Annotated in this window: 16 protein-coding genes; 6 read left to right on the forward strand and 10 right to left on the reverse strand. The window is 65.1% G+C overall.

What is annotated here, in order from left to right; all coding sequences use genetic code 11:
* Positions 1 to 51 precede the first annotated feature (51 nt).
* Positions 52 to 2,733, forward strand: a complete 2,682-nt coding sequence (locus ARTH_RS21160; RefSeq protein WP_156810868.1) for a bifunctional lysylphosphatidylglycerol flippase/synthetase MprF — start codon at positions 52 to 54, stop codon at positions 2,731 to 2,733.
* Between the two features lie 89 nt (positions 2,734 to 2,822).
* Here the strand turns inward: ARTH_RS21160 and ARTH_RS21165 are convergent, their stop codons facing one another.
* From ARTH_RS21165 to ARTH_RS21175, 3 genes are all read right to left on the reverse strand, one after another.
* Positions 2,823 to 3,926, reverse strand: a complete 1,104-nt coding sequence (locus tag ARTH_RS21165; RefSeq protein ID WP_011689555.1) for an alkaline phosphatase family protein — start codon at positions 3,924 to 3,926, stop codon at positions 2,823 to 2,825.
* A gap of 196 nt (positions 3,927 to 4,122) precedes the next feature.
* A complete protein-coding gene (locus ARTH_RS21170; RefSeq protein ID WP_011689556.1) occupies positions 4,123 to 4,827 on the reverse strand; it encodes a DedA family protein in 705 nt (234 codons plus the stop codon).
* Between the two features lie 81 nt (positions 4,828 to 4,908).
* Entirely contained in the window at positions 4,909 to 5,394 is a 486-nt protein-coding gene (locus ARTH_RS21175; protein ID WP_156810869.1) for a Chromate resistance protein ChrB, read from the reverse strand.
* A gap of 530 nt (positions 5,395 to 5,924) precedes the next feature.
* On the opposite strand from ARTH_RS21175, the gene ARTH_RS21180 reads away from it, so the two are divergent.
* Together ARTH_RS21180 and ARTH_RS21185 are read left to right on the forward strand one after the other, a co-directional pair.
* A complete protein-coding gene (locus tag ARTH_RS21180) occupies positions 5,925 to 6,224 on the forward strand; it encodes a hypothetical protein (RefSeq protein ID WP_011689558.1) in 300 nt (99 codons plus the stop codon).
* Complete coding sequence (locus ARTH_RS21185) at positions 6,221 to 6,715, forward strand: hypothetical protein (RefSeq protein WP_011689559.1); 495 nt, start codon at positions 6,221 to 6,223, stop codon at positions 6,713 to 6,715. Before ARTH_RS21180 ends, ARTH_RS21185 begins: the two co-directional genes overlap by 4 nt.
* A gap of 598 nt (positions 6,716 to 7,313) precedes the next feature.
* Here ARTH_RS21185 and ARTH_RS21190 read toward each other — a convergent pair.
* From ARTH_RS21190 to ARTH_RS21215, 6 genes are all read right to left on the reverse strand, one after another.
* The gene (locus ARTH_RS21190; RefSeq protein WP_011689560.1) at positions 7,314 to 7,895 is read right to left on the reverse strand and encodes a recombinase family protein; all 582 of its coding nucleotides are present in this window, start codon (positions 7,893 to 7,895) and stop codon (positions 7,314 to 7,316) included.
* A 166-nt stretch (positions 7,896 to 8,061) separates the two neighbouring features.
* A complete protein-coding gene (locus ARTH_RS21195) occupies positions 8,062 to 8,874 on the reverse strand; it encodes an AAA family ATPase (RefSeq protein ID WP_011689561.1) in 813 nt (270 codons plus the stop codon).
* Positions 8,871 to 10,277: a Mu transposase C-terminal domain-containing protein gene (locus ARTH_RS21200; protein WP_011689562.1), complete on the reverse strand. Its 1,407-nt coding sequence runs from the start codon at positions 10,275 to 10,277 to the stop codon at positions 8,871 to 8,873. The genes ARTH_RS21195 and ARTH_RS21200 overlap by 4 nt, the downstream gene beginning before the upstream one ends.
* A gap of 62 nt (positions 10,278 to 10,339) precedes the next feature.
* On the reverse strand, positions 10,340 to 10,951 hold the full coding sequence (locus ARTH_RS21205; protein ID WP_043431383.1) for a recombinase family protein: 612 nt from the start codon (positions 10,949 to 10,951) through the stop codon (positions 10,340 to 10,342).
* A gap of 215 nt (positions 10,952 to 11,166) precedes the next feature.
* Positions 11,167 to 11,901, reverse strand: a complete 735-nt coding sequence (locus tag ARTH_RS21210; protein ID WP_011689564.1) for an anti-sigma factor family protein — start codon at positions 11,899 to 11,901, stop codon at positions 11,167 to 11,169.
* On the reverse strand, positions 11,898 to 12,398 hold the full coding sequence (locus ARTH_RS21215) for a sigma-70 family RNA polymerase sigma factor (RefSeq protein ID WP_011689565.1): 501 nt from the start codon (positions 12,396 to 12,398) through the stop codon (positions 11,898 to 11,900). Before ARTH_RS21215 ends, ARTH_RS21210 begins: the two co-directional genes overlap by 4 nt.
* Before the next feature lie 227 nt (positions 12,399 to 12,625).
* Between ARTH_RS21215 and ARTH_RS21220 the strand changes: the two genes are divergently transcribed.
* Complete coding sequence (locus ARTH_RS21220) at positions 12,626 to 13,111, forward strand: COG4315 family predicted lipoprotein (protein ID WP_011689566.1); 486 nt, start codon at positions 12,626 to 12,628, stop codon at positions 13,109 to 13,111.
* 302 nt (positions 13,112 to 13,413) lie between these two features.
* On the opposite strand, the gene ARTH_RS21225 is transcribed toward ARTH_RS21220, so the two are convergent.
* Positions 13,414 to 14,367: a LysR family transcriptional regulator gene (locus ARTH_RS21225; protein WP_011689567.1), complete on the reverse strand. Its 954-nt coding sequence runs from the start codon at positions 14,365 to 14,367 to the stop codon at positions 13,414 to 13,416.
* Positions 14,368 to 14,472: 105 nt separating this feature from the next.
* On the opposite strand from ARTH_RS21225, the gene ARTH_RS21230 reads away from it, so the two are divergent.
* Positions 14,473 to 15,660: a TDT family transporter gene (locus ARTH_RS21230; RefSeq protein WP_011689568.1), complete on the forward strand. Its 1,188-nt coding sequence runs from the start codon at positions 14,473 to 14,475 to the stop codon at positions 15,658 to 15,660.
* A gap of 70 nt (positions 15,661 to 15,730) precedes the next feature.
* Positions 15,731 to 16,357, forward strand: a complete 627-nt coding sequence (locus ARTH_RS21235) for a DUF3105 domain-containing protein (RefSeq protein WP_011689569.1) — start codon at positions 15,731 to 15,733, stop codon at positions 16,355 to 16,357.
* The last annotated feature ends 72 nt before the right edge of the window (positions 16,358 to 16,429 follow it).

Raw genomic sequence — 16,429 nt, forward strand, 5'->3', positions numbered from 1 at the left:
TGGAGGGCCACTCCCGTGTCAGCGTGCGACCCCTCCGTTGAAAGGAACCCTTTGGCTGCGACCCCTCAGGAGCCCGGGAAACCGGTCATTCCAAGGGCACTGGCCTTTGCGCTCCGGCAGCTGCGCCGCGCGCCGGCCACACTTGGCTGGATTTTCATCTTTTGGGCCGCCGGAGCTGTGTCGTCCAGTCTCATCGACGGCCCGTCCGGGACCCTGCGACCGAACGTGGCCGCGGCGGCACACTCTGTGCCCGGCCACTGGTGGGCGCTGCCCGCCTCAGGTTTCTGGGCGCATAACCTGACCGGGTACCTGCTCGGAAGTGCCCTGATCCTGGTGGTGGGGCTGGCCCTGGAACCACGGATGGGCAGTGCGCGGTTCGCTACAGCCGCCCTCGGCTCCCAGATCCTGGGAATCGCCGCCGCTCTTGGCTTCCTGGCCGCCGCGCACCAGGTGATGGGTGCCTGGACACGCGAAATGAGCGGGCACCTCTTCATCGGCCCCAGTGCACTCATCACCGGGGCACTGATGGCCGGCACGGCGGGGATGCCAACGCTCTGGCGGCGGCGGATCCGCCTGGCCGTCTTCGCCCTGCTGATTCTGCTGGCCCTCTATACAGGCGGGTTCGCGGATTTGGTCCGGCTCGGAGCCGCCGTTGCCGGCGCCCTCCTCGGCCCGGTCCTGCATGGCAGGGCACCCCGGTTCGGCCGTCCCGTCACCTCCCGGCACGAAGGCCGGGTCCTGGTCGCCCTGCTGGTGGCCGTTTCCGCCGTCGGACCTGTCGTCGCCGGCCTGGCCCCGCACGCCGCCGGGCCCCTCTCGGTGTTGCGGTTCCTGTTTACGAACATCCAGCCCGTAGACCCGCAGACACTCCAAAGCCTCTGCACAGACCCTGGACAGGCCAAGGAATGCGCGAGGGCGCAGCTGCAGCTGCGCGCCGGTGCCGGTGGGATCTTCATGGCCGTCCTCCCGTCGATTTTGCTGCTGCTGCTCTCCGACGGGCTGCGGCGGGGACGCCGCTTCGCCTGGGCCGGCGCCGTGCTGATCGAGCTGGCATTGTCCGTTCTGGCAGGAATCACCATTGCCGCAGCGTTGTCCCCGGCGCCCCCAAACACCGCTGCCGGCGAAGCGGCCGGCCCTATCGAGGTCCCCGGCTACACGCACCCGCTGGCCCTGATACTGCCGCTGCTGCTGCCGGTGGCACTGACGCTGGTGCTGCTGCTGACCCGCAAATTGTTCCCCCTCACCGCCCCGGCAGGAACCTACCAGCGCCTCGCGGTCAGCGCCGGGAAAACAGCCGCCGCCCTGGCCTCGGTCTACCTGCTCGCCGGCATCCTCCTGGCCCCCGGCTTCACGCCCGTTCCGGCGCCGCTTGACCTGCTGGCCGATATTCCCGACAGGTTCCTGCCGCTGGGATACCTGCTCGATCTCTCCCCGGCGTTCTTCCCCCAAAGCACCCCCGCGGTCATCCTCTATGAAGGCACCGGCACCGTATTCTGGGCCGTCACCGCCGTCCTGATTCTCAAAACATTCCAGCACCCGGTCCCGGCCCAGCACGCCGCTGGGACCGCCCGGGCCCGGGAAATTCTGAAAACAGGGCAGGGCAGCACCCTGTCGTGGATGACAACCTGGCCGGGGAACACCTACTGGTTCTCCGCCACCGGAGAAAGCTTTATCGCCTACCGGACCATCGCCGGGATTGCCCTGACCCTTGGAGGCCCGGTCGGCCCCGGACACCAGGGAAAGTCCTCTTTGGCGGAGTTCACAGCATTCTGCACCGGTCACGGCTGGACCCCGTGCTTCTACTCCGTACCCCAACACCTGCGCGACCACGCAGCTTCTCTTGGCTGGGGATCCGTGCAGGTAGCCCAGGAAACCATTCTGGAACTGGACACGCTGTCCTTCAAAGGAAAAAAATTCCAGGACATCCGCACGGCCCTGAACAACGCGGCCAAAAACGGGATCCGCGCCGAATGGACCACCTACCATGACGCACCCCTCACCGTGTCCGCCCAGATCCAGGAAATCTCCGAAGAATGGGTAGCCGATAAAAAAGTCCCGGAAATGGGCTTCACCCTCGGCGGCCTGGACGAACTCAACGACCCCAACGTCCGCCTGCTGCTCGCCATCGACGACACCCACCAAATCCACGCCGTTACTTCCTGGCTGCCCGTCTACCGCAACGGCGCTATCGAAGGCTGGACCCTGGACTTTATGCGGCGCCGCAGCACAGGGTTCCGTGCCGGCATCGAATTCCTCATCGCCTCCGCAGCCCTGGACCTCCAAGCCGAGGGCTGCCGCTATATCAGTCTCTCCGGAGCACCGCTGGCCCGGCTGAGCGGAACCACACCATCCACCGTGGAAACCCCCGAAACGGGAGGAACCGGCGGCCTCGACCGCTTCCTAGGCCGGCTCGGCGCGGCCCTGGAACCTGTCTACGGGTTCAGGTCCCTGCTGGCATTCAAAGCAAAATTCCAGCCCCGCTACGAACCCCTGTACATGCTCTACCCTGACGCGGCCGCCCTTCCGGCCATCGGCAACGCCATCACCCGCGCATACCTCCCCGCCATCAAACTCCGCGAAACCCTGACGCTGGCCCGCCATGTCCTCGGACGCGCCAAATACAAAAAACTTCCCATCAAACACGCCCGACAGACCGGCCACCAGTCACCCTCCCGAAACCCCGGTGAGGCGCAAACGGTGAAACCTCACGCCGCGACACCGCCGCGGCCGTAACAACCGGTGCCCCCTCCGCCGGCCCAGGACGGCGAACGCGGCCGCAAACGAAGGACCCCCTTCACCTCCCCTTTGCGGAGCGGCGTTTCCTAGGGACCGGAACGGTAAACGTCGGTCCCGAAGGTGTTGACCCCCGGTTCGCCGGCGCCCGCGAGACGGGGCAGGGCGAAGATGTCTTCCATGGTGGCCAGCAGGCTGTAATGGTTGTAGGGGCGGTCCGAGCTGCTGCCCGGGGCGGTGAACGGGGAGAGCACCAGGGCGCCGACCTTTCCTCCGGTCGTGCCGCCGGTGACGCCCGTCGAGGGGCCGACGGCCCCGCCGTCGGCCTCGTCAAAGGTGATCACGAGCATGCCGTCCTGCTGGTAGGCGGGGGAGGCCAGGATCGCCGGCACCTGGCTCTTCAACCATTCATCCGCCGTACCGAGGCCGCCGGCGGTCCCGTCCACGCAGGGACTGTCGTGCCCGTCGTGGCAGAGGTTAGGGGTGATGTAGGAGAGGTTGGCCGTGGTGTTGACCGACTGCAGGTCCTTTGCGAGCTTGGAGTAGTTGACGACGTTTTTGGCGCAGTCCGGGGTGGAGGTCAGGGAACGGAAATAAACGAACGGGTTGTGGCGGGTGCCGTACTGGTCACCGGGGGAGGCCGCCACATGTTCGTCGACGGCACCGAGCTCCGGGTGCTGGCAGGGTGCGGACATGTCTTCCATGTAGCCGCGCCAGGCTTTCGCCTTGGCGCTCAGTTGCCCGGCGATGGTGGGCACCTCGGCAGGGAACACGCACCCGTCTCCCATCAGCCGTCCCTGCGAATCCAGTCCCGTGCCGGTAAACGGCGTGTAGACGGGGCAGTCCTTTTTGGTGCTCATGTTCGGCGGCTGCCCGGAGATCTGGGCGAGATAATTGGGCAGCGAGTTGTGCGAGATGCCGTAATAGTTGGTCAGCAGCACCCCCTGGGAGCGCAGTGTTCCGGAGAGGTACGGGGCCGGGGAGCCGCTGTCCCACACCCGGTCATAACCCTTGTTCTCCAGATTGATCACGAACACGTGGCCCGGCGTGCCGGCCCGTTGTCCCTGCACCGGCCCACCCTGCGACTGGCAGGCCGCCGCCGTGACGACGAGGGCGACCATCGCCATCAGCGTGGCGGTCTGGGATCGCCGCGGGAGCGTGCTCTTCCGTAGCGAACGAGTTCGGGCTGTCACGCTGAGCTCCTGTCCTCAGAATTTTCCTCGACGGATACCCCTGCGGTGACGCCGCCGCAAAGTTCCCGGCCCCTGCGACTGAGCCTGCCAGAAATGAGCCTTTGGGATGCTCTGATCTTCCTGCGGGCAACCGGTGAAGGAGCAGCCGCCGGAAAGAGCTTCGGCCGGTCCCCAGCGCCTCCGGCCCTTACCTTGTTCAGCATCTTTCGTGCTCCCGTCCCTGAGCGGCGGCGGTACGTCGTCGGCTCTTGAGCAGTTCCACTGCGATGGGGACGAAAGAGATTACAACGATGACAACGAAAATCAGGTCAATGTTCGAACCGATCCACTCGTAGCGTCCCAGCCAGAACCCGAGCAACGTCACCCCTACGCCCCACAAGGCAGCCCCGATGGCATTAAAGGCGAAGAAGGAATGGTAACTCATCCCGGCGACGCCGGCCGTGACCGGAAGGAACGTCCGCACCACCGGAACAAAGCGGGCCAGAACAACGGACCGGCGTCCGTACTTCTCGAAAAAGCGGTGCGCCTGGTCCACGTATCTGCGTTTGAAAAACCGGGAATCCTCTTTCCGAAATACCGCAGGCCCCGCTTTGCGGCCGATCAGATACCCGGCCTGGTCGCCTACGAAAGCGGCCACGAACGCGGCGGCCGCCAGAAACAGAATATTCACCTGAATAGTGCCGGTGGCCACCAGCAATCCCGCCGTGAACAGAAGCGAATCCCCCGGCAGGAAGAACCCGACCAGAAGACCGGTCTCGACGAACAGGAACACACACACGACCCCGACGACCCATGGAGCCAAGGCAGGATCACGCAGGAACTCGTTCGGATCAAGCCACGGCGGGAGCAGCCCGGCAACGGGTCGGGACAACACACCGGCAGGCAGCGCCAAAGAAACCATGGCCCTCACCGTAGGGCAACCATGCTGAGCAGACGCTGAGAACAGCTGCCCGGTGCAATCCGCAACGACCGGGCCCGTTCCTCAAACCCGGCACTCACACGCCGCCGGTAAATTCCCTGCCCGGGCCACAGCCGCTTCAGCTGACGCGACGACCTCAAGCCCGATCACGTCCAGGCGCGCCAAGCTGCGGACGTCCCGTTGAAGGGCATGTAGATCCGTCGACAGCCCACCCCGCCCGCACCCGGCCGCGGCCGCGGCAGCAAGACCTGTGCACCTGCCGGTGATAGCCTCTGCCTCGGCCGTGAGCCGTTCGGAAAGTTTCACCTCGAATACCTCATGACTGGCGCCATTGTCCGTCGTGGTGGCCATGACAACGATGTCACCGCCGCCGGCCAGGGCATGCCTTACGGCGGCATCCACGGCCGGACGATGCATCACGGTATCCGGGATAGCCCAGACACCCCCGGAAACGGCGACACCTCCGCCGTCAGCGAGAGCGGCGTAAACGCGGCGCCGATACCGGGGTGCAGCGCCACGGAGCCTGACTATCAGCACCAACCACGTCATGGACCCCAGCTTATCGGGCGCCGTTGGCCACACCCGGCCGCTCCGAATCCAGTGTGCGCACGGACTGCCCGGAACAATAGGTGTCCGCCACCCTTATCCGCGCCGTACAACCTGCCCCGGCGGCCAAAGAGACTCCGAAGCAGGGGCATTCCGACGGGAGAGCCCTACATGCATCGCAGCCCGCGCGGACATCACAGGCCCTCGGTACTTCAGCGGCAGCACAGCAGGAAGAAAAAGCCTCCGCCGCGGTCGCCGGAAGACTGCGGCCCCGGTAAGTGTGCGCCCGGTCCGTAGCTCCTAATGGCCGACCAGCCGCCCGCACAGCGTCGAAGGACTGGTGCGTCCGACCCCGGTGAAGCCGCCGAAACAGCGCCCCGAATTGACGCCGTCTTTTGGTGGACCATACAGGAAGCTCGGTTATGCTGGCGCAGATCGTGCAACTGCCGTCCGGCTGACCAGCACGTGCCTTCCATCCCGGCCGGTACCGATGGTTAGGCAGAATGTGATCAGATCTAGGAGATTGGGTACACATGACCACCGCCAACCCTGCACCCGGGGGACCTTTGTCCACGGCGCCGGATAGCCCCGCTGTCCGGGTCGTGGTCGTAGAAAATCCGCATTGTCTCCAGGAGGACCTGGCCGTCGCCGTGAAGCAGGTCCGGGACACCGCAGAGTCGGGGGACAGACGAGGAATCCTAATGACCCGCCTCGGCCAGTCGCTGTTCACGGTGGAGGCCAGCCCCGACGTACCGTACGGAACCACCCTCGAGAGGGACCTCTGGAGGCGCCGCGCCGTCCCGGGCTCTGATCAAGCAGCACCGGTCCTGTGATACCCGACCCCGACCAGGTCCAGGGAAGTCTGTGGAGAACGGACCCGATAACGCTGCGGGAAATCGTCCTGGACAGGGAGGCGCTGTGGGCCCGCCTCGACTCCTGCCCTGCCCTTGAACGGGTGTGGATCTTATCGCTTCTCGGCCAGCCAGAGGAAGCCATACACGCCGGCCACGCACTGGCGGCAACAGCCCGGGACCGGCTCCTACCCCTGTTGGTGCTCGCCCGCGCCTACCAGCGCCAATACGCCTGGCATGAGGCGGCCCGGGTCCACGAAGAAGCACTACAACTGGCCGGGACCCGCTTCCGCGAGGCCATGGTCCGATACCAGATCGGCAGGCGACTGTTCGACGAAGCCCGCTACCGCGAGGCAGCTGCCGAATTCGAATGGGCACGCGACCTCTACCGAACCTCGAACACACCCGGGCAAATGGTTCGCACGTGCCAAGACGCCCTCGACAGAGCCCGCGAGCTGCTAACCGGGCTCTAAGCCCGGCCGAACGAACGCAAACCGGGACGACGCCGGACCATGCCAGGGCTGTCTGTTCAATGACCACTACCCGGCGCTGGTCTGCTGGAGCCCACCGATCACCAACCGGCCACAGCCGGCCCACTTCGGCCCCTGTAGGGACCCTTACAGCTATCCGAGTACCCACAGCGTTCCGATTCTGGCCGCAGGAACGAGAGACCACCGAACCCGGGAACCATGAAGCCCGAAGCGTGGTGGTGAGGGCGGCGTGCATCAGGCAAAGCACGAAGAAAGCGCTTCCCACGACCGGACCGAAATTCCCTCTACAAGCACATACCGGCGCCCGGAGGACGCCAGCCTAATAACCGGCCCGGCGTTCGATAGGCGATTCCCTCGCGGCAGCGCGGCGACGAATATCGCCGCAAAAAGACCGCCATCTACCGCCGAAAATTGTCGTTTTCAGAAGTCGTCTGCACTCGCTCCCGCGGAATTCCGGCGTAGTGCAGACGAGTACGGACACGGAGATGTCACAAGTCCCCTGCACGGAATTGCATTCCGCTCAATAGTCCTCTTCACCAACCGTCACTTTTCAGAAGTCGCCTGCACCAAACAGCAGCGACTATTGCGTCGAAGCCCCAGTCGCGCCTGCTGCCGGGACCCACCGGTAGAGCGTCGGGACGGAGATGCCGAGGCTCGTGGCCACTTCCCGGGGCGGTGTTCCCTGGTTGAGTAGTTTGCGGGCTGAGCGGATCTTGGCTTCCGTCATGATGCGTTTGCGGCCACCTACTCGTCCCTGTTCGCGCGCGGCTCGGAGTCCGGCTTGGGTGCGTTCGACCATGAGCTCCCGTTCCATCTGGGCCAGGGATGCCATCACGTTGAAGAAAAAGCGCCCGGAGACCGTGGTGGTATCGATCGCGTCGGTGAGGCTGACGAAGCCTACGCCGCGGTTGTTTAGGCCGCCGGCGAAGTCCAGGAGGTCTTTCACGCTCCGGCCCAGGCGGTCTAGCTTCCACACCACCAGGGTGTCACCGTCGCGCAGGGTGTCTAGCGCCTGGCCGAGTCCGGGGCGGTGAGACTTGGTGCCGCTGATCGTGTCTTCGTAGATTTTGTCGCATCCGGCCTTCTTCAGGGCGCCGATCTGCAAGCCCAGGTTCTGGTCCCGGGTGGAGACTCGGGCGTAGCCGATTCGGTGTGCGGTCATGGGTGTTCTCTTCTCAAAACTCAGCCTGGTGTGTTGGTTCGACTGTACCGTTTTGATAACTATTTGTGAGAACGACCGGCCCTGAGCTCGGTTTTTCGTCCCAACGGCGGTTTTCTGTGACTGTTAGCTCGGAGTGGCGGTTTTTTCACAGCCCGGTTTGGCGGTTCTAACTGATTCCGATGACGAGGGTTGAGCGTGCAGCTTCAATGACGTCGTCGGTGATGGTGCTGAGTTCGTTGATTTTCATGACTCGTTCGATTTGGGTGAAGAGCCGGTCGATGAGGCGGAAGTTGCCTCGGGTGATCCGGGCGACGGCGGCGATGGCCTGGGCATCGGTGAAGTCTTCCGGGTCTAGGGTTTGACCGAGTTTGTGCCATCGGCGCTCCAGGACGAAATTCAGTTCTTCCTGTGCGAGTGGGCGGTATTCGTGGGCGAAGCCGACCCTGCTGTAGAGCTGTGCGTAGCGGCTGAACCATTTTTCAATCCCGGGCATGCCGATGAGGATCAGGGCTATGTTGTCGCGGTCGTAGCGGTCGCGCAGCAGCTCCAGGGCTGTGGCGTTGAGGCGCTCGGATTCGTCAATGATGAGGAGCTCGACATGCTTACCGGTGCGGGTGTGCGGTCCTGTTTTCTTGCCGATTTTTTCCAGGTGCTGGTCCACGCAGATCGATACGCGGGTGCTGATGTGCTCGAGTTCGGCGTGGATCTGTTTGGGTGAGGTGAGAACGGCAGGGGTGTAGAAGACTGTGCGTGCCCGGGCCAGGGCCGCGTAGATCTGGTAGTCGGCGTCGTCCCGGGGACCCCACTGTTCTATGAGGTTCTCGGCCTTGTGCCAGTTGGCGTAGCGCTTGGCGGAGAGGGTCTTTCCGATGCCGGCATGGCCGTAGCAGATGCCGATGGTGTGCTGGCGGCGCACTGCGTCGGCGAACTCGGCGAACCGGCGGTGCTCTTTGGTGGCAATGAAGCTTTGTGTTGTCATCGGTCGTCCTCCAGGTAGGTGCGGAGCTTCGGGCGCTTTGTGGGTTGATCGTCAGGGACCGGGGCGGGAGCCGGTTTCGCTGATGCCAGGTCCGGCAGGTGCCGGGCCACGACGGCTATGCGCTGGTTGATTTGTCCGCGCAGCTCCCGGCGCCGCGCCGATCGTGCGGCCTGGATGTCCTTAAGGGTCAGTGTCGAGGTTTCATGGTCGGGGTCCACGGCCTTGCAGATGAACTGATTCTTGTGAAAGACGCGGATCTCGGTAACATCCCGCGGGTCGTAGCGAACGACGACGGGTTCGCGGACGTAGGCGGCCAGCAGGGGCGAGACGTATCTGAGTCCTTGGAAGTGCAAGCCGTCGCGGTGGACGATGCGGGGTTTGGCCACGGTCAACAGGAGCAGGTTCAGATCGTCCATGGATGCCGGAAGCCGGGGCAGCCAGCCATCACCTACCCAGGCATCATGCGGTGTCGTCCTGATCTCGGGGTGCTCGCGCTGGTGGTAGTCCTCCGAGATGAAACGGCTGATCGCCGTGTCCAGCTCCTTGAGTGTCAGCACCGGCGCCGGTTGCGGGTGCCCGCGGGCCAGGCGTCCGGGCAGTTCGGTCAGCAGTTCCGTATTAATGGTGCCGTAGAACCGTTCGATCTTTCCCCGCCCTTGGGGTCTTGCGACCGTTGAGTAGGTGATTTCGAAGTGCAGGTCCTTCGCGGTTTGGGTCAGGTGGTTGCTGGTGAAGTCTGAGCCGTGGTCGACGTAGAGGATGTCGGGGATCCCGCACATCGGCCACCCGGCCCCGTTCTTGGGCCAGATTCCCTGCCGCAGTGCCAGCGCGGTATTCAGGGCGGACGGTGCTCCAAGGAAGACCATGTAGCCACAGATCGCGCGGGAGTAGTCGTCCATGATCGTAGTCAGCCACGGACGCCCGGGTTTCAAGTTTGCGTCCAAGACAAGGATGTCCAGTTCGGTGTGGTCTGTCTGCCAGATGGCATTGGGGCGTTCGGCCCGGTGTCGCCAGGCCAGTTCGTAGGTGTCCCGGTAGGCGGCCGTTCCCTTCTGGGCGAGCATTCTCATGCCGGGGTCAAGGCCCGTGGTGATGGAGCGGACCGTGCTGTAGGAGAGGGGCGGCCAGTTGTGGCCGGCGGCGACGCGGTTGGCTTTGCGGGCGATGGTGGCCACGGGCAGGCGCGGTTTCAGCAGAGCCAGACCTTCGACAAGTGCGATCAGCTCGGGAGTGCTCCTGCGTTGGGTGGTCCCGCGGTTTGCTGTGGCGAGTCCGGCGATGCCGCCGCGTTTGTGCGCCGCATGCCATCGCTGCAGTGTCCGCAGGCCGATGCCTTCGTGCGCGGCAAGGGCGGTGAGGGGCACACCCTCTTCGATATGCCGGCGCAAGATCTGCCAGCGCATCAAGGCTGTCTGGTCAGGCGTGGAGGCAGCAACCCCCGTCGAGGTATTGCTGCCTCCGACCGTCACCGGACTGTCTTCTGTTTTGTCGTAGACCGCCGCCGTGCCGCCGCAGGGACCGGTTCGCGCCGCAGGGCCCGATACACGGTGGTGCGGCTGACGCCGAGGACTTCGCCGATCTTCTCGACCGTCATGTCCTTCTGCTCATACATCCGGCGGGCGGTCCGGAGCTTGTCCTTGGTCAGCAACGGGGGCCGGCCACCGACGCGCCCGCGTGCCCTCGCGGCCTGGAGACCTGCGTTGGTCCGTTCACGGATCAGGTCCCGCTCAAACTCGGCAAGGGCCGCGAACACATGAAAGACGAGACGCCCACCTGAAGACGTAGTATCGATCGCCTCCTGCAAGGACCGGAACCCAATGCCGCGCTCCTGCAGGCCAGCCAGCTGATCAATCAAGTGCCGGATGGATCGGCCGAGGCGATCCAGCCGCCACACAACCAGAGTGTCCCCGGGACGGAGTTGGTCCAGAACCTTGGTCAGTTCCGGCCGGGACTCCAGAGACCCGGAAGCCGTGTCGGTGAAGACGCGGTAGCAGCCGGCCGCCTTCAACGCGTCCTGCTGCAGGGCCGCGTCCTGGTCCCCGGTCGATACCCGGGCGTAGCCCAACAGATGTCCCATGCGCCCAAATGTACCAATACCCGTCAACCAGCAGAAGAACCGGCACATAGAAACCGACACTGGGTTTCGCTACAAAATTCGGGAGTGCACCGAATCTTTTGAAGATCCTGTCCGCTTGTAGCAAATACGGTCGTATGTGGCACCGTTGGGGGTTTGTTCTCGCCTGCTCGGGCGCCCAGTGTGGGCGGCATCCGCGCGGGCAGTTTTTCGGTGTGTCAGTTGTTGGCGGCTCTGGCTAGGACAGCGATTTTTTGTCCGGCGGTGTCGCGGATTTCGATGGTTTCCACGTCCTCGATGGTCACTGGTGTTGCGCCCGTTACCTTGGCCCGGCCCTGGGCTGTGGCGTTCCAGCTGGCCGCCCGGTCATAGTTGCCCGATGTGTCCCTGACCCAGAGCGAGATGACTCCGCGGTCGGGAAGCCCGCGTCCGTCCAGGGCCAGCTCGGTTCCCCAGGCCTTCTTGACCAGGCCCAGCTGCACTTGGGGTCCGGAGGCGGCGCTGCTGGTATAACTTTCTTCCGGTTTCGGGGACCCTGTCAGGGCTGGGCCGGCTGCGAAGCCGATGACCAGGAAGGCTGCGGCCGTGCCGGAGACCAATCCCGTGGTCCGCCGTCGGGTCCGCCGCCGGCGGGTGGCCAGCTGCGCCATCAGCGGCGCCAGCCCGGGTTGGTCCGTCGCCTCCGGGGCGCCTGCACGGGGCGCGGAGCTGCCCCTGATCCTGTGGACCGGTCCGGCCGCTGTCTGGGGGGCGGCCATCCTGATCGCCGTTTCTGCGGGCACGGTATTAAGGAACCCCGCCAGGGCGCTCAGGGACTTAAGCTCGCCCGAGCATCGCGGGCACAGTGTCAGGTGCTGGTCGAAGAGTGCCCGCTCTCCGGGTTCCAGGGCGCCGAGTACATAAGCGCCCACCAGGTGGTGGAGGGCGTCGTGGTCTGCCGGGTCCGTGTTCACGGTTTCACTCCCATTTCATCCAGAACGGCGCGGAGGGCCTTGAGGGCGTAGAAAGCACGGGACTTGACCGTCCCGGCCGGGAGGTTGAGGACCGCGGCGGCTTCGGCCGCCGTGAAACGGCGGTAATGCAGGGCAATGATGACCTCGCGGTGCACGGCACTGAGCCGGGTCAGCGCTTCTTCCATCAGCACCTTCATCAACAGCCCGTCCACGTGCTCGACCGTAATCGCCATCTGCTCCAGGTGCTCCGTCTGCGTTTGCTGGGGCCGGCGCTGTTGATGCCGGAAATTGTCGATGACGATGTTCCTGGCCGTCCGGAAAAGGTAACCGCGCATACTGGTGGTGATCCCGGGCGCCTGCTGCCAGATGCGCAGAATCGTTTCCTGTACGACGTCTTCAGCCTGCTCCGGGCTGGATGTTATTCCGATCACGAAGCGCCGCAGCGCCGGTGCATGCTCCCGGTAGATCTCTGCGACTATCTGCTCATCCAATGGCATGGACGCCCCTGACATCTCGATGGAACGGGCTCTACCCGCTAAGACGCCCAATGGCCGGGAAAAGTTCAGCCGTAAAAAATTCCGCCCCCGGTTGAACCATTCTCACCACCTGCGCCGTCTTAGGGCATAGCGGCCAACCCGCGCCGTGCAGATCCACCGCAACGACCGGCTGAGAGCAGCCCGGGTGCATCTGTTCCAAAGATCTTCTTTAAGAGAAAAAATATTTCATGAACACGAGACTGAGCACAGCCATGGCAGCACTGTCCCTTTCCGCTCTGGCCCTGACCGGCTGCGGCGCATCAACATCGACCTCCACCGGAACAACGTCAGCCCCCACCACCAGTGCCGCCCCGGCAGATCTGGGGACCGCGAAAACCTCCCTGGGGACCACGGTTGTCAACGGTAAGGGCATGTCCGTCTATGTTTTCGACAAGGACGTCAAAGACTCCGGGAAAAGTGCCTGCACCGGGGCCTGCCTGTCCATCTGGCCGGCGGTGACCGCCGGATCCGGGACCCCGGTAGTGGAGGGTGTCACCGGAAAGGTCGGCGTGATCACCACCGACGCCGGGACCAGGCAGGTCACACTCAAGGGGATGCCCCTGTACCTTTACAGCAAAGACACCGCCCCGGGCGAAGTCAAGGGCCAGGGCTTCAACAAGATCTGGTGGGTCATCAACCCGGCCGGGGAAAAGATCAGCACCCCCGCCGGATAACACAACGCAGCGTCCTGGGCGCCACCGGCCTTTTAGCTGGCCGGCCGGGGATCGTGTGTCGGCAAGAACGGCTGCCACCAGTTACAGACCACGGTCCCTCGACCACTCCCTTGGTCCGCGATACAGCGCCGCGCAAATCCCGCCCGCGTAACTCAGCATCCGACGCGGCGAATTCCAGGCCAACCACGAAGAGTCCCCTACTGCCCTCGCGGGTACTGTGTTCTCTCCTTCGAACCCGTGTGCCCGCGTCATTCCACGGGCTGCCTTCCCCATCACGGAAAGTATTACAACCGTGCCGGATTTCACGTCTTCGGGCGGGTGCCGGTTCCTGAAGCAGCTTTGGCGGCGATGGCGGCCAGGTCACGGGGCGGTCCGGGCGGGGGTGTAGGGCCGGTCTGCCAGATGGCGGTCAGGGCGCGGCGCAGAGGCAGCCCGCGGACGGGGACTGCGACGAGCCGGTGCAGTGCGAGGTCGTCACGGACGGCCAGTGCGCTGAGTACTCCGGGGGCCGTGCCGGCTGCGATGGCGGAGCGGACGGCCGCCGTCGTAGAGAGTTCCACCAGCGGCTCTGCCAGGTTCGCGGTTCCGGCGGTGGTGAGCAGGTGCTCGAGGGCGTCCCGGGTTCCGCTGCCGTGTTCCCTGGTGACCAGCGCGGTTGCTGCCAGCTCGCCTGCCGTCACCGGGGTCCGGCGCCGGGCCCAGGGATGCCGCGGTGCGACGACCAGGACCAGGTCATCGTCCTGCACCGCCGCGGTGCTCAGGTCCGGGGGAAGGTGCGGGCTTTCGATGAAGCCGATGGCTGCCTGTCCGGATCGGACCAGGGCTACGGTGGCTTCACTGTTGTTCACCGCCAGCTCCACGACCGTGGGAGTAAGTCCGAGGGACTCCTGCTGGCGGCGCAGCGCGACCAGCCAGAGCGGCAGCAGGTGTTCGGCGATGGTCTGGCTGGCCGCGACCTTCAACTGCCGGGCGGTGTCGGATCGGAGCGAGGCGATCCCGGCATCGAGCCGTTCCCCGGCTGCGAGGACCTCTGCCGCCCACCCTGCGACCAGTTCACCTGATTCTGTCAGGGTGGACCCCCGCGGGGTCCGGGTCAGCAGGACGAACCCGATCTGGGACTCCAGGGAGCGCATCCGGGAGGAGACAGCCTGCTGGGACAGCCCAAGGTATTTCCCCGCGGCGGACAGGGACCCCAGATCATGAACAGCGGCCAGCATTTCCAGGGCGGAGAGCTCCGGTATGCGGGGGCTGAGCATCGGGGAATCTCCTTCGGAAAGTCACAGGCGGTACAAGTCCGACTTGTACCCTGACAAGTGTATGCCCCCTACTGTGGCAGGTCCGGGACCGGGAGCATGGAAGGTATGGGAACACTGCTGCTGACCGCCGATAAACACCACCCCGCACCATCGGCACAGACCCCGGGTGGCCGTACCGGGGGCCGGCGCGTCCTGCGCCGTCTGGAGAAGCCGTCGGAGCTGTTCGCGAACCTGACCCCTAACTGGTTCGCCTCCATCATGGGTACCGGGATCGTCGCGACCGCCGCCGCGACGCTGCCCCTGCAGTTCCCCGGCCTGCGCACCGGCGCCACCGTCGTCTGGGCCCTGGCGTCTATGCTGCTGATACTGCTAACCACCGCGACCGTGGTGCACTGGATCCGGCACCGGGAAACCGCCCAAAGCCACCACAGCCATCCGGTGATGGCGCACTTCTACGGCGCACCGCCCATGGCCCTTCTCACCGTCGGCGCCGGGACCCTGCTGCTGGGAAAAGACGTCCTCGGCGAACAGCTGGCACTCGGTATCGATACGGTGCTTTGGGTCGCCGGTACCGTGCTGGGCCTGGCCAGTGCCGTTGCCGTCCCGTATCTGCAGTTCACCCGGCACCAGGTCACACAGGACAGTGCGTTCGGCGGCTGGCTAATGCCCGTCGTGCCGCCCATGGTTTCGGCTTCCACCGGGGCGCTGCTGCTGCCCTACGTCCCGGCAGGGCAGGCGCGCCTGAGCCTGCTGATGGGATGCTACGCGATGTTCGGGCTCAGCCTGCTGGCCTCCATCATCATCACCACCCTCATCTGGAACCGGCTCGCAGGGCACAAAATCGGGGCCGCAGCGGCAGTTCCCACCTTGTGGATTGTGCTGGGGCCGCTGGGCCAGTCCATCACCGCCGCCAACCTCCTGGGCGGGAACGCCCACCTCGCCGTATCCGGGACCCTGGCCCAGGCCATGGAAGCCCTTGGCGTCCTCTACGGGGTGCCGGTCCTGGGCTTCGCGCTCATGTGGGCCGCCCTCGCAACCGCCATCACCATCCGCACCGCACGCCGGGGCCTGCCGTTCTCCCTGACCTGGTGGTCATTCACCTTCCCCATCGGAACCTGCGTCACCGGCCTAACCGGCCTCGCCGCCCACACCCACCTCGCCGTGTTCGACGCGATGGCCGTTGCCGGCTACACCCTGCTGGTCGCCGCGTGGATCATCGTCGCCGCCCGGACCTTCCACGGCAGCATCCTCCAAGGCACCCTCTTCCAGAAACCCGCAACGACCGCACCGTAGGCGGGGCCGCAGCGGACCAGCAGCCCCTCACGGAAACAAGCAACCGTTCACAGCGCCCGAAGGCGGCCTCATGAAACCCCGGACAACACCCGGTTCACAGCAACGCTCACCCACCAACACAAAAGGGTCCAAGTGGCCCGCCCGATTGCAGCGGCCGCTGATCGCCGTCGGCGTGCCACTCCTCCTCGCAGCCGGCGCGCTCACCTACGGGCTCACCGCAAACGGCAGCGGTCAACCGACCCCGGCAGCAGAGAACGACCCGACCATGATCGAAGGAGTCACCAGCTATGCCGGCCTGAGCAGAAACCACGTCCAGACCGCGGTGACCTATCCGCAACGTCCCGGCGTCGGCGGAGACCACTCACCGGTGTGGACGAACTGCGGAGCCTACGACCGGCCCGTACAGGAAACCCGGGCAGTGCACTCCCTTGAACACGGCGCCGTCTGGATCAGCTACCAACCCGGGCTTCCCGCCGATGACATCGCCAAACTCGCCCGGCTTGCAACCAACCAGAGCCACGTGTTGGTCAGTCCCTTTCCCGGCCAGGGATCCCGCATCGAAGCAACCGCCTGGGGAAAACAACTAAGCGTCACAGACCCGGCAGATCCGCGGCTGTCCGCATTTATCAAAGCATTTCAGCAAGGTCCGCAGACACCCGAACCCGGCGAGACCTGCAGCGGCGGAGTCAACGGATAAATCAGGAGACATACCGCCGCTCGGCCGATCAGCCCCGTTACCTTTTTCGTAGCCCGTTCCTGTTGCAGGATG

Source organism: Arthrobacter sp. FB24 (assembly GCF_000196235.1).
Lineage (GTDB): Bacteria > Actinomycetota > Actinomycetes > Actinomycetales > Micrococcaceae > Arthrobacter.

Coding starts and splice junctions, on each gene's coding strand:
- ARTH_RS21170 (WP_011689556.1), bottom strand. CDS start 4,827: ATGGTTTCTTTGGCGCTGCCTGCCGGTGTGTTGTCCCGACCCGTTGCC.
- ARTH_RS21175 (WP_156810869.1), bottom strand. CDS start 5,394: ATGACGTGGTTGGTGCTGATAGTCAGGCTCCGTGGCGCTGCACCCCGG.
- ARTH_RS21180 (WP_011689558.1), top strand. CDS start 5,925: ATGACCACCGCCAACCCTGCACCCGGGGGACCTTTGTCCACGGCGCCG.
- ARTH_RS21190 (WP_011689560.1), bottom strand. CDS start 7,895: ATGACCGCACACCGAATCGGCTACGCCCGAGTCTCCACCCGGGACCAG.
- ARTH_RS21195 (WP_011689561.1), bottom strand. CDS start 8,874: ATGACAACACAAAGCTTCATTGCCACCAAAGAGCACCGCCGGTTCGCC.
- ARTH_RS21200 (WP_011689562.1), bottom strand. CDS start 10,277: ATGCGCTGGCAGATCTTGCGCCGGCATATCGAAGAGGGTGTGCCCCTC.
- ARTH_RS21205 (WP_043431383.1), bottom strand. CDS start 10,951: ATGGGACATCTGTTGGGCTACGCCCGGGTATCGACCGGGGACCAGGAC.
- ARTH_RS21215 (WP_011689565.1), bottom strand. CDS start 12,398: ATGCCATTGGATGAGCAGATAGTCGCAGAGATCTACCGGGAGCATGCA.
- ARTH_RS21220 (WP_011689566.1), top strand. CDS start 12,626: ATGAACACGAGACTGAGCACAGCCATGGCAGCACTGTCCCTTTCCGCT.
- ARTH_RS21225 (WP_011689567.1), bottom strand. CDS start 14,367: ATGCTCAGCCCCCGCATACCGGAGCTCTCCGCCCTGGAAATGCTGGCC.
- ARTH_RS21230 (WP_011689568.1), top strand. CDS start 14,473: ATGGGAACACTGCTGCTGACCGCCGATAAACACCACCCCGCACCATCG.
- ARTH_RS21235 (WP_011689569.1), top strand. CDS start 15,731: ATGAAACCCCGGACAACACCCGGTTCACAGCAACGCTCACCCACCAAC.